Here is a 14,412-nt window from a genome sequence, read left to right on the forward strand (position 1 = left end):
ACAGTCCATCGTCAGTACGGAGGCCCCTGAGCCTTCCGGTGGGCGGGCCGCATGACGGCCGGGAGAGACCTCCAGTTGGTTGTCACTGACTGGAAGCAGGTGCCCCATGAACGTTCCCCTCTGGATGTGGTTCGCCGTCATCGGATTCATCCTCCTCATGCTTGTCGTCGACCTCGTGGCCCACCGCCACGCCCATGTCATCAGCGTCCGCGAGGCCGCAGCCTGGTCCGGGATCTGGGTGCTGTTCGGCGTTGCATTCGGCGCACTGGTGTGGTTCCTGTACGGCGCGGAGTTCGGCCAGCAGTACTTCGCCGGATACCTCATCGAGAAGTCGCTCGCCGTGGACAACGTCTTTGTCTGGGCGATCATCTTTACGTTCTTCGCCGTTCCCCGCGAGTACCAGCACCGCGTGCTCTTCTTCGGTGTCCTGGGGGCGCTGGTGTTTCGCGGCCTGTTCATCGCCGCGGGCTCGGCGATCATCGCCAGCGCCGGGTGGGTCCTCTACCTGTTCGCGGCATTCCTGCTCTTCACCGGCTACCGGATGCTCAGGCAGCGTGACGAGCACATCGACCCCGGGAAGTCGCGGGCATTGAAGCTGTTCCGCCGGCACGTGCCCATGACGGACGCCTTCCATGGCCAGCGCTTCCTCATCCGGAAGGGCGGTGCACTGCTTGCCAGTCCCCTGCTGGCGGTCCTGGTGCTGGTTGAAGTCACGGACATCATCTTCGCCGTCGACTCCATCCCGGCCATCTTCGCGGTCACGGACGAGGTCTTCCTGGTGTTCACGGCCAACGCGTTCGCGATCCTCGGCCTGCGCGCCATGTACTTCCTGCTGGCGGACCTCATCCACCGCTTCGTATACCTGAAGACGGGCCTGGCCCTGGTGCTGATCTGGGTGGGCATCAAGATGGCGCTCAAGATCGACGTCTACTACATTCCGACGCCGGTCTCCCTCGCCGTCATCACCGCCATTTTGGGCATTTCCGTCGGCGCGAGCCTCATCGCCACCCGGCGCACGGGCCGGCAGGAACCGCACCTTCCCGCGGACCCGCCCTTCCGGAACGCCACCCCGGAGGAGCTCGACGCCCTGGAACCGCTGTGGCACAGCCGGCGGGCACGCTCCCGCGGGAAGGTGCCGCCGGCGGCCGAAGAGTCCGTCAGGTAAAAAATCCGAGCGTCAGCAGAAAAGGACAGCCCGGCCGGCACCAGGCGTTGGCGTCAAGATCCTGTGGCGCCAACGCCAGGCCAGGACCTACCAGGCCTGGTGTTCGCGGGTAAGGCCGAAGGGAACCGCGTCGCTGAGGGCAACGGTGAACTTGTTCGCGCCGTGCCGGGTAACGAGGATGCCGTGGCTCTTGCCGTCCAGGGCGTGGGCCTTGGCGGCAGCGACGGCGGCGTCGAGCTCGCGGTCCATGCTCTGGCGGTCGGACACGGTGAGGGTCAGCGGGAAGTTCATGGGTCTAGCCTTTGTGTGTTGGGGGTAGGGGGTGATATCCAACACCTGCGCTCCCCAAGGCTGCAGGCGAAGTTTGGGAACCTTTGTGCCCAGCTCATAATGCCCGAGGGATGGATCACCAGCAACTTGAAAAATCAAGTAATAAGTCGCCGCAGGTCAAGGCGTGACGGCTCGAGCCTGCCTCAGCAATTACGGGCGCTAAAGCACCGTGAATTAGAGTTGGACAGGAGTGGAAGCTGTTTCCGAACGGCTCCGCTGCCCCTGACCCAGCCCTGCGGCAGAACCAAGCCACCAGCACGACACCACACGTGTGCCACGACCTGACAAGGATCCGCCATTTCCACCGACGCTCTCTTCGGCCATCTCACCAGGATCCGCAACGTCATGCTCCCCACCCCGGTGCGGAGCCGGTTGAACACCGGGGGCGGCCTGCTGGCGGGATTCATCGTGGTGCACCTTGTCTTCCTGGTCTTCGCCGCTTCCCTCTCCCTTCGCGGCGAGGCGTTCAGCGACACCTTCATCTACCGTGACTGGGCCATGGCGGGATTCAACGACGCGAACCTCCGGGGCGGCCCCAGCCCGTGGGTGTACCCCATCCTGGCGCTCATCCCCATGGCCATCGCAGGCCTGGCGGGACCGGGACCGTTCTTCTTCATCTGGGTCCTCATGACCACGCTCCTGAACGCCTGGGCCCTGCTCAAGCTCACCGGGCGGGGCCGCAACGCCAGCGCCATCCCCGCCGGCTGGTGGTGGCTGGCCTTCACCTTCCTGATGGGCTGGCTGGGCTTCGCCCGTGTGGACGGCCTCACCGCCCCGCTGGTCCTTGTGGCCCTGGCCTACGGCGTCCAGCGCCCGTTCGTCGCCTCGGTCCTGCTGGCCGTCGGCACCTGGGTGAAGGTCTGGCCGGCGGCCATCATGCTGGCCCTTTTCGCCGTCGTAAAGAACCGCCTGCTGGTGGTGCTGGCAGGAATCGCGACGACGGCGGGCGTCGTGGCGCTGGCAGCAGCCCTGGGCAGCGTCCCCAAGCTCCTGAACTTCCTCACCCAGCAGGGCGACCGCGGCATGCAGCTCGAGGCCACCTTCACCACCCCCTGGCTTTGGCTCTCCGTCCTGAACGTCGGCGGCTCGCGCATGTACATGAACACGGACATCAACTCCATGCAGGTGGACGGCCCGGGCACCGCCACCATGTCCGTGCTGATGCAGCCCCTCCTGGTGCTGGCGGCACTCCTGGTGGCCGGGCTGACCTTCTGGGCGCTCCACAACGGAAAGCAGCACAAGGTGGCCGGCGGCGTGGACCGCACCGAGCTGCTCCTGGCCGGGGCCCTGACCCTGGCCACCGCGTTCGTGGTTTTCAACAAGGTGGGTTCGCCGCAGTTCATGGTGTGGCTCGGCCCCGCCGTCGCGGTGGGCCTGGCGCACAGCTGGCGTGAATGGCGGGTTCCGGCGGCAATGCTGATCGCCATCGCCGTGGCAACCTACTTCATCTACCCGCTCTTCTACGACGCCCTGAGCCACAACAACCCCTGGATGGCCCTGGTACTGACAATCCGCAACGTCCTGCTGGTGGTCCTGTTCCTGTGGAGCGTCCGGCGCCTCTACACGCTGGGCAAGAAGACCGCAGCCCCCGCCCCCGCGCTCAAGGAGACCTGACATTTCCACGAGGTTCTTTGACCGCCTGGTGACCGTCCGCACCAGACTGCTCCCGGCAAAAGTGGTGGACTGGTTCGCCCGCCCATCCAGCGTCTGGTGGGGCTTCGCCGTCGTCCATCTGTACTTCCTGGGCTGGATGGCATCCTTTTTCCTGAACGGCGATACGTTCAGCGACACCGAGCAGTACCGGCAGTGGGCCCTGGACGGCTACAACCCGGCGGACCTCACCGGGAAGATCAGCCCCTGGGTCTACCCGGTGCTGGCTCAGATCCCCATCTTCCTGGCCAACATCGCCGGCCCAGGCCTCTACCTGCTGGTGTGGTTCCTGATCATCACGGCGCTCAACGCCGTCGGCCTGGTCTACCTCACCCGTGGCCCGCGGAAGGTCACGGGCATTGCCCCCGCCTGGTGGTGGTTGTTCTTCACGGTGTTCATGGGCTACCTGAGCTTCGCCAGGGTGGAGGGCATCACGGCGCCGATCGTGCTGATCGCCCTGCTCTATGCCGCTGAACGGCCCATCGTGGCCGGCGTCCTGCTCAGCATCGCCACCTGGATCAAGGTCTGGCCCGCAGCCGTGCTGGTCCCGATCGTCATCGCCAGCCACAAGCGGATCCAGGTGGTCCTCGCCGGCGCCGCCGTCACCGCGGTGGTGGGCCTGGGCACGTGGCTGACCGGCGGGCTGCCGCACATCATGGACTTCCTCCTGAACCAGGGCGAGCGCGGAATGCAGCTTGAGGCCACCTTCTCCACGCCCTGGGTGTGGCTGAGCGTTTTCCACATCGCCGGTTCACGGATGGCCGACAACACCGCCATCAATTCCACCGAGGTCTACGGCCCCGGTGCCGGCACCGCCGCATTCCTGATGCAGCCGCTGCTGGTCCTTGCGGCCGTCACCGCGGCCATTCTTCTGGTCCGCGCCCTGCGGCGCGGCGCCGAACGCGAGGAACTGTTCCTCGAAGGCGCGCTCATGATGGTTACCGCCTTCATCGTGTTCAACAAGGTGGGCTCGCCGCAGTTCATCATCTGGCTGGCACCGGTGATCATCGCCGGCCTGGCGCATGACTGGGAGCGCTGGAAGGTCCCGGCCGCCCTGCTGATGGGCATTGCCATGACAACGTTCGTGATCTACCCGCTGTTCTACACCCCGCTCATCCATGCGCACCCCGTCATGGCAGCCATCCTGACCACCCGCAACGTGCTCCTGGTGGTCCTGCTGTGGTGGTCGGTGAAGCGCACCGCGGAGTTGGGCCGGAAACTGTCAGCCCAGGTGCCGGCCGGAGCCTAGCTGCCCCCGGACGACCGGTCGACGGCGGCACGGGCCTCAGCCTGGCGCGCGGCCCGGCGCTCCGCCACCCACCGCCAGGCCCGCCGGGCAACGTCCAGCGGCTTGCCCTCGATGAGCAGCTTGCGGGTATGGACGTCCAGGACCAGCAGGTAGAAGGTGAAGGCCAGGGCCGTAAAGAAGGCCAGGGACGAGGCGTCGATGGGCAGTTCCACGAAGGACCAGACCGAAAGCTGGTCCTGGGCGCCGAACACCACAAAGAACGTCACGCCCACGTACAGCGAGCGGATCTGCCAGTCGTCCCGGATTCCCGTGACCGCCAGGAACGGCAGGAACCAGAGGATGTACCAGGGCTGGATGATGGGTGAGAGCATCACGACGGCGGTGAACGCCAGCGCCATCCGCCGCACCGCCCGCGAGTAGTCGCCGCGGAACATCAGCAGCAGGACCAGTGCGATCGCCGCCCACTTCATGGCGGTCCGCAGCCAGGTGGCCAGCGTTCCGCCGGGCAGTCCCAGGGCGTTGGCCAGCATCTCCACCTGCTGGCCCAGGAAGCCCGACGGCGAGTAGCCCGTGTAGCCGGGGGTGGGGTCCATGATGGCCCACGTCCAGCCAATGCCGAGGTTGTAGGGGATGCCGCTCAGGGCCAGCACGCCGAAGCTGATGCCCGCCGTGGCACCCCACATCAGGAATTTGCGCGGCCAGGAGGCAGCGGGCCCCGCCCACATCACACCGATGAACGGCAGCAGCAGGACGGTGATGGGCTTGATGCCGATGGAGGCGGTGACCAGGAGGACGCCCAGGAGGTAGCGGCGGGTGGCGGCCAGGTAGACGCCGGCGACGGCGAGCCCCACCATCAGGGCGTCATTGTGGGCACTGGCGACGAAGCTGATGAGGAACAACGGGTTGGCCACGGAGATCCAGAGCGCGCGGGCACCGTTGATCCCGTGCAGTTCGGCGAGCCTGGGCACGTAGATGACGCAGAGCAGCACGCCGACGCCGGCCAGGAGGCGGAACAGCAGGACGGACGCGTCAGGCTGGGCTCCTGTCAGTCCCACCACCGCGCGCGCCAGCCACAGGAAGTACGGCCCGTACGGGGTCCGGTTTTCCGCCCAGGCGGGGTCGGCCCCCAGGGAGAACCAGTTGTTGAGGGTGGAAATGCCCACCTCATACGGGTTCTGGCCTTCCTGGACCAGGCGGCCCTGCCCCGTATAGGCGTAGACGTCCCTGGAGAAGACCGGAACGCAGAACAAGAGCGGCAGGGACCAGGCGGATATGGCCACCACCACGGACCGCAGGGAGGATTGTCCCCAGTCCCCCAGCCTCTGGCCCAGGCGAAGCCAGGAGCGCATCAGGAGCATGGCACCGGCCGTCAGCAGCACGGTGGATACCGCCACGCCCCAGCCTTCGGTACGGAGTGCGATCACCACCGGTTGCCGGATCATGGGCGACCCGTTGGCGATCCAGCCCGTTCCGATGGAACCGACGAACATCATGAGGGCGCCGACAAAGCCTTCGAGGGTTGCCAGGTAGGCACGGCCTTTGGCGGGCACGGAAACCCCGGCCGGTGTGCCCGGCCGGCTCTCCGACATCCTGAGGTGTGACCCGCCTGCCGTCATGTTTGTGTGGTCCCCTGACTTGTTACGGCACTGCTCGCCCCAGCTTCAAATGGCCGCCCTGCAACCCGGCCATTTTATCAGCCGAGCTTACTTCCGCCCGGGGCCGGGCCGGGCGGAAGCGCCACAGTTTGGCAACGGCTGCGGAACTGCGTATCGCGGTTGGCTGCCCCTCCATAAACCCTGGCGGGTAGTGTTGCCTATGCAGCCGAAAGCCACCGGCGCATTCCCTTCCCACCCCATTGTCTTCCATGGCCGGGCTGGACCCGTGCGCACCGTGGCGCGCAGAAACGTTGCACACCCGCTCTCCCAGGAGAGCCATGTCCCCTGGAGCCGCTCCTTGGCCGTCACCGCCCGCCCCCGCCCCGTCCGGCAACCGACCACTGTCCTGACCGCCGTGCGCTCCCCGCGGCAGCTCTCCCGCGAGGTCCTGGCCGGCATGGTCACCACCCTGGCCCTGGTCCCCGAGGTCATATCCTTCTCGATCGTGGCCGGGGTGGATCCCATGGTGAGCCTGGTCGCCTCCATCGTGCTGGCCCTGGCGATGTCGGTCCTTGGCGGCCGGCCCGGCGTCGTTACCGCCGCAGCCGGTTCCGTCGCCCTGGTGATCGCCCCGCTGGTGCACCAGCACGGTGTCCAGTACGTCCTGCCCGCCGTGCTGCTCGCCGGCGTGATCCAGGTGGTCTTTGGCCTGGCCGGCCTTGCCCGGCTGATGCGGTTCATCCCCAGATCGGTGATGATCGGATTCGTCAACGCCCTGGGCGTGCTGATCTTCATGGCGCAGGTGCCCCATGTCCTCAATGTCCCCTGGCCCGCCTACGTCCTGTTCGCCCTGACGTTCGCGATCATTTTCGTCCTTCCGCGCTTCACCAAGGTGGTTCCGTCGCCGCTGGTTGCCATCGTGGCCGTCACGGCAATCGTCATCATCGCCGGCGTGGCCGTTCCGAGCGTCGCGGACGAAGGTCCCCTTACGGGCAAGCTGCCGGGGATCACCCCGTTCCTTTTCCCGCTTGACCTTGCCACCTTCCAGCTGGTCCTGCCCACGGCACTGAGCGTGGCGTTCGTCGGCCTCATGGAAACCCTCCTCACAGCGAAACTCGTCGATGACATCACCGGCACCCCGTCCCATAAGGGACGCGAGTCCTGGGGGCTGGGCGTATCGAACATCCTCGCCGGTTTCTACGGCGGCATTGCCGGCTGCGCCATGATCGGGCAGACCGTCCTCAATGTGAAGACCGGCCAGGCCCGCACCCGCATTTCGACGTTCGTGGCCGGACTGTTCCTGCTGGCCCTGGTGACCGGGCTCAGCTCGATCATGGGGCAGATTCCCATGGTGGCCCTCGCGGCGGTCATGATGGTGGTTGCCGTCACCACGGTGGACTGGCACAGCGTCAAACCGTCCACCCTGAAGCGGATGCCCATACCGGAGACACTGGTCATGGCTGTTACTGTCGCCGTCGTGGTGCTGACGGGGAACCTGGCCTACGGCGTCCTCGTCGGCGTCATCCTGGCCATGGTCCTGTTCGCCCGCCGGGTGGCGCATGTGATCACTGTTGAGAGGACCCTGGCCGGCGACGGGGAGAGTGTCCGCTACCAGGTGGTGGGCCCGCTGTTTTTCGGGAGCAGCAACGACCTGGTGGAACACTTCGCCTACGCGGACGATCCGGGCCTGGTGTCCATCGACCTCAGCCGTGCACAGATCTGGGACGCCTCGACGGTGGCCGCCCTCGACTCCATTGAAACGAAATACGCGGACCACGGGGCCACGGTGAGGATCGAAGGCCTCGATGAGCGCAGCACCGGATTCCACCGCCGGCTCACCGGTCATTTGGGCGCCTGACACGCCGGACGGCATCCAGCCCGGACGGCACAGGCAAAAGGGCGGAGCCGCAATCCGCCCGGCCCCGCCCCTTTGCAGCCCGGCTTAGGAGAAGCGTCCCGGCCGGAAGGTGGCCAGCATGGGGTGCTTCCTGCCGGTCAGGATTTCCCCGGCCAGGAGCTCACCGGCAATGAGTCCCAGCGTGGCGCCGGAATGCGTGAAGGCAACGAAGCAGCCGGGCACCTGGCCCAGTTCGCCCAGGACGGGTTCGCCGTCCCCGGGAATGGGCTTATAGCCCATCTTCCAGGAGGCGGGCTTGAGTTCCGGATTGCCGGCAACAAGCTTCGATGCCTCATCGGCCAGTTCCTGGACCACCTCATCGGGGATGCTGAAGGAGCCGTCCGCGTGCTCGGTAATGTGTTCCTCGTACCAGTCGTGGTCCAGGGCAAACGTCCCGCCCGGGTTGGGCCGCAAGGCTGCGCGCGGGGTGTTCATCACCGCGGCCACGTCGTGCTGCACCTGCTTGGTCACCACCAGCATGGACACGGGAGAGCCGTTGGGGATGTGCACTCCCAGGGGTTGGACGACGGCGGGCGTCGCCGCGCCGCAGGCCACCAGCACGGCGTCGGCCGGGTATGTCCCGCCCGACGCTGTCTCCACGCCGGAGGTGCGGCCGCCTTCCACCATGACGGAGGCTTTTCCCGCGTTCAGGACCAGTTCGCCGCCGCGGGCGTGGAACTCCTCCATGAGGAAGTCGATCAGGTCCGGCAGGCTCACCCAGCCCTCGCCGGGATTGAAGATGGCATTCTCCGGCACGGCGTCCGCATCGATGCCGGGGGTGGTGGCTGCGATACCGCTGGGGGCGAGAAGCCGGGAGTCGTAGCCGATGGACTTTTCGTAGGCGTGCCGGGCCGCGGTGGCCTCGCCCTGCCCCGCGGCGTTCCACATCAGGCCGCCGCCAAACTGCAGCCAGTCGCGGCTGGGGTCCGAGGCGAAGAGGGTGCGGTAGCGGTCCACGCCGGCCACCCGCAGCTGGTGGTACGGGGTGGACCGTTCGCCGGCGGAGTTGAGCCAGGACAGCGAGCGGCCGCTGGCTTCGCTGGCGAGGCCGCGTTCGGTCAGCAGGATCACGGAGGCTCCTTCGCGGAGCAGGTGGACCGCGGTGGAGACGCCGAGGATGCCGCCGCCGATGACGGCAACGCGCTTGGTGGCTGGAAGAGAGGACATGGTGTCCCTTTCTGTGGAATTCGTGGTTGCGGAAGACGCTGACGACGCGTCAGGGAAAGCAGGGGAAATTGGGTGTGGCGTCAGGCCAGGGCGTGGATGCCCTCGATCACCTTCAGCACCTCAAGCGGTTCGGCGGGATCCACCGGCAGCGGCCCGTTCCCGTGCAGGGCGGCGGCCAGCTGGACGTAGAACTGCGGGTAGGCGCCGCGTTCGGCGGGGACGGCCGCCGTTGCCCCGTCCACCCCCAGGAGCCCCCAACGCTCCTGGGGTTCCACACCATAGGCGGGGTCCGACGGCGGCGTCCCGGCAGCGAGGGCAGGTTCCTGTCCGTCCAGGCCCCACTTGGTGTAGCCGGCGCGGGAACCGAGGATGTGGAACCGCGGCCCGGCCTGGGCGGCCATGCCGTTCATCCAGAGCCGCGTGCGGACGCCGGAGGCGTGCAGCAACGACACGAACGCTTCCGTATCCGCTGCGTCCGGATGCGGACCGCGGTTGGCCGTCTCGCCGTAGCTCCGTTCCACCGGGCCGAAAAGGTGGATGGCCTGGTCGATCAGGTGCGCGCCGAGGTCGTGCAGGATGCCGCCGCCCTCGGACAGGGACACGGTGTCCCGCCAGTTTCCGAAGCCTTCGGGCCGCCACCATTCGAACCGCGATTCGAAGCTGGTGACCCCGCCAAGGTCTCCGGACGCCAGCACCTTCTGCAGGGTGAGGAAGTCTGCATCCCACCGGCGGTTCTGGAACACCGTTAGCTGCACCCCGCCGTCGGCCGCCCTGCTGATCAGCTCCCCGCCCAAGGCGGACGTGGGGACGAAAGGCTTGTCCACCACCACATGCAGGCCGTGGGCGATGGCTGTCGCGGCCAGCCCGTAGTGCGTGTGCGGCGGGGTGCCCAGGATGACCAGGTCCAGGTCCGCGGCCAGGGTGAACAGCTCCTCCGGGGTGCCGGCAATCCGTGCCTGCGGATACAGGCGTGCCGCCTCCGCCGCACGTTCCGGCTGGGCAGTGACGATGACGTCCAGCGAGAAGTCCGGGTTGGCCGCCACCAGGGGCGCGTGGAAGACCTTGCCGGAGATTCCAAAACCGACGACGGCGGTCCGGATGGGTGCCGCTGCAACCGCACCCATCAGAGCACCTCGGAAAGGAAGCGCTGGAGGCGTTCGCTGCGGGGATTGTCGAAGAGTTGGGCGGGTGTCCCGGCCTCCACTACTTCGCCTTCATCCATGAAGACCACCTGGTCTGCCACTTTCCGGGCGAAGCCCATTTCGTGGGTGACGACGAGCATGGTCATGCCCCGGCGGCCCAGGCCGGCCATGAGGTTCAGGACGCCCTTGACCAGTTCGGGGTCCAGGGCGCTGGTGGCCTCGTCGAAGAGCATCACTTCGGGTTCCATGGCCAGGGCGCGTGCGATGGCGACGCGTTGCTGCTGGCCGCCGGAGAGGTCACGGGGGCGGTGGTCGGCGCGTTCGGCGAGGCCAACCTCGGCGAGCCGTTGGCGGGCGCGTTCCATGGCCTGGGCCTTGGGCATGCCTTTGACGCTCCAGAGGGCCAGGGCCACGTTTTCCTCGGCGGTGTGGTCCGGGAAGAGGTTGAAATGCTGGAACACCATGCCGATGCGGGTGCGGAGTGTGTCCGGGTTGACGGTCAGGGTGCTGTCGCCAGCGAGCAGGACGTTCCCGCTCTTGGGTTCGTGCAGCCGGTTGACGCCGCGCAGCAGGGTGGATTTTCCGGATCCTGAGGGGCCAATGATGCAGGTGGTGGTGCCCGGCGCCACGGTGAGGCTGACGTTGCGCAGTACCTCGATGTCGCCGTAGGCCATGGTGAGGTTGCGCAGTTCCAGGCTTGAGCCGCGGAACGACTGTTCCTCCGAGGTGGCCGCATTCATGGTGGTGGGGGTGGGGGTGTTCATGTGTTGCTCCCGGCTGTGAGCGGCGAGGCCGCGTCGAGTTCCTTGACTTCCTTCAGGCCGCTGGTGGGTGGTGCGGCGCGGCGGCGGCCGGTGCGGAACTTGTTGTCGAAGTGGTTCACCAGGTGCGTCAGCGGGACGGTAATCACCAGGTAGAGGAGTCCGGCGGCCACCAGGGGTGAAAGGTTCCCGGACAGCACGGCGGCGTCCTGGCCCACGCGGAAGAGTTCGCGTTCGGTGACCAGCAGGCCCAGGAAGTACACCAGGGAGGAGTCCTTGACGATGGCGATGAACTGGTTCACCAGGGCCGGGAGGACCCGGCGGACGCCCTGGGGTACCACCACCAGGGCCATGGATTTGGCGTAGCTCATGCCCAGGGCACGGCAGGCCTCGCCCTGGCCCTTGTCCACGCTGAGGATCCCGGCGCGGAAGATCTCCCCGATGTAGGCGCTGGCGATCAGGCTCAGCGCGATGATGCCCAGCGGGTAGGGTGACGGGCCGAAGATCGACTGGCTCAGGCGGGCAAAGCCCTGGCCGATCAGCAGGATGGTGAGGATGGCGGGCAGGCCACGGAAAAGGTCCGTGTAGATCCTGGCCGGGACCCGCAGCCACTTGGATGGTGAGATGCCCATGACGGCCACCACCATTCCCAGCACCGTGCCAAGGACGGTGGCGGCAATGGAAATGATCAGCGTGTTCAGCAGGCCGACCGCCAGGAGTTGGGGCAGGACCTCGGCCATAGCGCCGAAGTCGAAGAAGGTACGGATGATGGTGTTGAGCCAGTCCATGATTGCTCTCAGACGTAGATGAAGGGGAGGTGCCGGGCAGGCCGCGTACGGCGGCCCGCCCGGCCAGGTGGCCCTAAGGCCTGACAGCCCGGCAAATAATGCTTGGGGGCTACTTGCTTGGCGAGGGTGATGCGGTCTGCTCGGCCTTGGGCAGGTACTGCTCGGGCATCGGTGAGCCCGGGAACCACTTCTGGTAGAGCTTCTTCCAGGTGCCGTCCTCCATGGCTGCGGCCAGGCCCTTGTTCAGGGCTTCCTTGAAGGCCGTCTTGCCCTTGGCCACTGCGAACCCGGCCGGGGCGTCGAAGGACGGGATGTCCGCGGCGCTGACCAGGCCGTGCTGCTCCTCGTAGGCCTTGGCGGCCTCGTAATCCAGGAAATGCGCGTCCACCGTTCCGCTGTTCACGGCGGCGATCGCGGTGTTGTTGTCAGGGAAGCGGACCAGGCTGGCCGAGGTGAAGTTCTTCACCGCATAGGCTTCCTGCAGGGTTCCCTGGACCACGCCCAGGCGTTTGCCGGCCAGCCCGTCCGCGCTGGTGATGCCGGAGGTCTTGGTGGTGATGACCGTGAGGTAGCCGGCCAGGTAACCGTCCGAGAAGTCCACGGTTTCCTTGCGCTTGTCGGTGATGCCGATGGCTGCGACGCCGGCGTCGAACTGTCCGTTTGCCACTGCGGCAAGGAGCCCCGAGAAGTCCTGCCCGGTGAAGACCACGTTGTCCACACCGGCCCGGTGGGCCACGTCCTTGAAGAGTTCCACGTCGAAGCCGGTGAAGTTTCCGGAGGCATCGGCGAAGGTGTACGGCTTTGAGTCACCCAGGCTTGCCACCCGGATGGTGCCTGGCTGGATCAATCCGTAGGGGTTGTTCTCTGTGGTGGAGGCGGCGGAGGTGGAGCTGCAGCCGGAGAGCGCCAGGACCGCGGCCAGGGCTGCCGCGGCAAATCCGGCAGGTCGGAGATTCTTTTTCTTCACAGCGTTGTCCAATCGTTGGTGGGAAGGCGGTGCTGTCAGGGCCGCCGAAGAAAGTCGTCGATGCTCTTGTTGAGTCCGGTCTCACAGCTTAGGATTGAGACCGGACTCACATCGATTGATAGAAATGTAGCCGATGTCACATGGGGCGTCAACAACCCCGTCGAAAGGTGAAGATGAACGGTGATGGAGCACGACGGCGGGACGTAACCGTTGCCGACGTCGCAAAAGCTGCGCAGGTCTCCAAGGCACAGGCCGCCCGTGCACTGGGCAATTACGGCGCGGTCAGCGACGACGTCCGCGAGCGCGTCCTCGCCGCTGCCGAGGCGCTTTCCTACCGTCCCAACGAGCTGGCCCGCAGCATGAACACCGGAAAATCGCACACCATCGGCGTGGTGGTGGGTGACATCGAAAACCCGCATTTCGGCCTTGCTACCCGGGGCATCACGGACACTGCCAAGAAGGCCGGGTACAACGTCATCCTGGTCAACACCGACGAGGACCGGGCGGCGGAAGTGGACGCGGTGCGGGTGTTGCTGGACAAGCGGGTGGACGGCCTCATCGTCGCCCCGGCATCATCAGTGGACACCGAACACCTGCAGGAGGTGCACCGGTCCGGACGCCCCCTGGTGTTCATCGACCGCACCGCCGGCGACCTCAAGGTGGAGACCATGGCCGTGGACATGGTGCGGATTTCCAGGGAAGCTACGCAGTATTTGCTCGAGGCAGGGCACCGGCGTATCGCCTTCATCTCCACACTGCGGACGGACACCCCCTACACGCCGGGCATGACCCTGGAGTCCTCCCAGATTGCGGACCGCATCGAGGGGATGCGGGACGCTTTCCTTGCGGCGGGGCTGCCCTTCCCGGAAGACCTGGTCAGGTTGAATGCCGGCGATGCCGACTCGATCCGCAGCATCACCCGCGAAGTGCTCCGGGGCCCGGACCAGGCCACGGCAGTGGTCGCTTCGGACGGCCTGATTGCCCTCAGCGTGGTGGAAGCGATCCAGGAATTGGGCCTGTCCATTCCGGCCGATGTGTCGTTCCTGATGTACGACGACTTCGCATGGACCAGGCTCACCACGCCGCCCCTGACGGTCATCGCCCAGCCGGTCTACAACATGGGCGTGGCGGCAGCCAAGGCACTGATCCGCCAGATGGAGGGGCTGCCGCCCGCCGCTCCGGCGCAGTTCACGGCCACCCTGGTGCGCCGCGGTTCAGTGGGCCCGCGCCGGACGGGCGACGATCCACAGCGGGAAAAGCTGGCGGCCTCGCTCAACTGATACGCGGGAACCTACTGCGAGGCGTCGAAACCGGCCAGCAGGCGCCGGGACGCGGTCTGCATATGCGATCGCATGGTGGCCGTGACGGCGGCAGATTCTACGGACACCTCCCAAGCGAAACAATCTGAAGTCCGGCGCCTCCCGTGACTCTGCCGAGGCCGTCATCCGCACCATCTACGCTCCCGTCATCGACGTGCACTGGGTCACCGTCAAGCAGCACGCCATCCTGGAGCCAACCCTGGTACGGCAAGGACAGCATCATCAAGGACGACTGGAAGAAGATCTTCGACGACTCCGAACTCGACGGCGTTATCGCCAAGCTGCTCAAGCTCGAGGCGGTCAAGCGCTAGGCACCCACCCGCAGCGGCGGCCTCCGTCCGGTTATTGGGCCGGGCGGACGCCGCCGTTTTTTCGTTGTCCG

The 14,412-nt window shown here is 66.6% G+C and carries 12 protein-coding genes and 1 pseudogene; 6 read left to right on the plus strand and 7 right to left on the minus strand.

Translation table 11 applies throughout. The features are described from left to right. The first annotated feature begins 106 nt into the window (after positions 1-106). Positions 107-1,165 (plus strand): TerC family protein, encoded by a 1,059-nt coding sequence (locus tag AC6JAM_RS08385; RefSeq protein ID WP_497934471.1) that lies wholly within the window; start codon positions 107-109, stop codon positions 1,163-1,165. A gap of 87 nt (positions 1,166-1,252) precedes the next feature. On the opposite strand, the gene AC6JAM_RS08390 is transcribed toward AC6JAM_RS08385, so the two are convergent. Further along, positions 1,253-1,456, minus strand: a complete 204-nt coding sequence (locus tag AC6JAM_RS08390) for a hypothetical protein (RefSeq protein WP_018770374.1) — start codon at positions 1,454-1,456, stop codon at positions 1,253-1,255. 384 nt (positions 1,457-1,840) lie between these two features. Between AC6JAM_RS08390 and AC6JAM_RS08395 the strand changes: the two genes are divergently transcribed. Together AC6JAM_RS08395 and AC6JAM_RS08400 are read left to right on the plus strand one after the other, a co-directional pair. Beyond that, complete coding sequence (locus AC6JAM_RS08395; RefSeq protein ID WP_495635666.1) at positions 1,841-3,109, plus strand: glycosyltransferase 87 family protein; 1,269 nt, start codon at positions 1,841-1,843, stop codon at positions 3,107-3,109. A gap of 28 nt (positions 3,110-3,137) precedes the next feature. Next, complete coding sequence (locus AC6JAM_RS08400; protein ID WP_497934473.1) at positions 3,138-4,394, plus strand: glycosyltransferase 87 family protein; 1,257 nt, start codon at positions 3,138-3,140, stop codon at positions 4,392-4,394. On the opposite strand, the gene mptB is transcribed toward AC6JAM_RS08400, so the two are convergent. Continuing rightward, positions 4,391-6,010 (minus strand): polyprenol phosphomannose-dependent alpha 1,6 mannosyltransferase MptB, encoded by a 1,620-nt coding sequence (gene mptB, locus AC6JAM_RS08405; RefSeq protein WP_144601407.1) that lies wholly within the window; start codon positions 6,008-6,010, stop codon positions 4,391-4,393. The genes AC6JAM_RS08400 and mptB overlap by 4 nt on opposite strands. Before the next feature lie 337 nt (positions 6,011-6,347). Between mptB and AC6JAM_RS08410 the strand changes: the two genes are divergently transcribed. Continuing rightward, positions 6,348-7,847, plus strand: coding sequence for a SulP family inorganic anion transporter (locus AC6JAM_RS08410; protein WP_056389664.1), 1,500 nt, complete (start codon positions 6,348-6,350; stop codon positions 7,845-7,847). An 84-nt stretch (positions 7,848-7,931) separates the two neighbouring features. Here AC6JAM_RS08410 and AC6JAM_RS08415 read toward each other — a convergent pair whose 3' ends face one another. The 5 genes from AC6JAM_RS08415 to AC6JAM_RS08435 all read right to left on the minus strand — a co-directional run bounded on the left by AC6JAM_RS08415 (position 7,932) and on the right by AC6JAM_RS08435 (position 12,711). Next, the gene (locus tag AC6JAM_RS08415) at positions 7,932-9,053 is read right to left on the minus strand and encodes an NAD(P)/FAD-dependent oxidoreductase (protein WP_018770379.1); all 1,122 of its coding nucleotides are present in this window, start codon (positions 9,051-9,053) and stop codon (positions 7,932-7,934) included. Between the two features lie 80 nt (positions 9,054-9,133). Next, positions 9,134-10,177: a Gfo/Idh/MocA family protein gene (locus tag AC6JAM_RS08420; protein ID WP_497934474.1), complete on the minus strand. Its 1,044-nt coding sequence runs from the start codon at positions 10,175-10,177 to the stop codon at positions 9,134-9,136. Next, complete coding sequence (locus tag AC6JAM_RS08425; protein WP_018770381.1) at positions 10,177-10,959, minus strand: amino acid ABC transporter ATP-binding protein; 783 nt, start codon at positions 10,957-10,959, stop codon at positions 10,177-10,179. The genes AC6JAM_RS08420 and AC6JAM_RS08425 overlap by 1 nt, the downstream gene beginning before the upstream one ends. Continuing rightward, positions 10,956-11,744 carry an amino acid ABC transporter permease gene (locus AC6JAM_RS08430; protein WP_018770382.1) on the minus strand — a complete coding sequence of 263 codons (789 nt, stop codon included), beginning with the start codon at positions 11,742-11,744 and terminating at the stop codon, positions 10,956-10,958. Before AC6JAM_RS08430 ends, AC6JAM_RS08425 begins: the two co-directional genes overlap by 4 nt. A 109-nt stretch (positions 11,745-11,853) precedes the next feature. Further along, positions 11,854-12,711, minus strand: coding sequence for an ABC transporter substrate-binding protein (locus AC6JAM_RS08435; protein WP_018770383.1), 858 nt, complete (start codon positions 12,709-12,711; stop codon positions 11,854-11,856). Positions 12,712-12,884: 173 nt separating this feature from the next. Here AC6JAM_RS08435 and AC6JAM_RS08440 point away from each other — a divergent pair, with 173 nt between their 5' ends. Together AC6JAM_RS08440 and AC6JAM_RS08445 are read left to right on the plus strand one after the other, a co-directional pair. Next, positions 12,885-13,991, plus strand: a complete 1,107-nt coding sequence (locus AC6JAM_RS08440; protein ID WP_497934475.1) for a LacI family DNA-binding transcriptional regulator — start codon at positions 12,885-12,887, stop codon at positions 13,989-13,991. A gap of 136 nt (positions 13,992-14,127) precedes the next feature. Next, positions 14,128-14,341 (plus strand): annotated as a pseudogene (locus AC6JAM_RS08445) (phosphogluconate dehydrogenase C-terminal domain-containing protein); the annotation flags it as partial. Positions 14,342-14,412 lie beyond the last annotated feature (71 nt).

It is taken from the genome of Arthrobacter sp. GmRoot5-12, assembly GCF_059739365.1.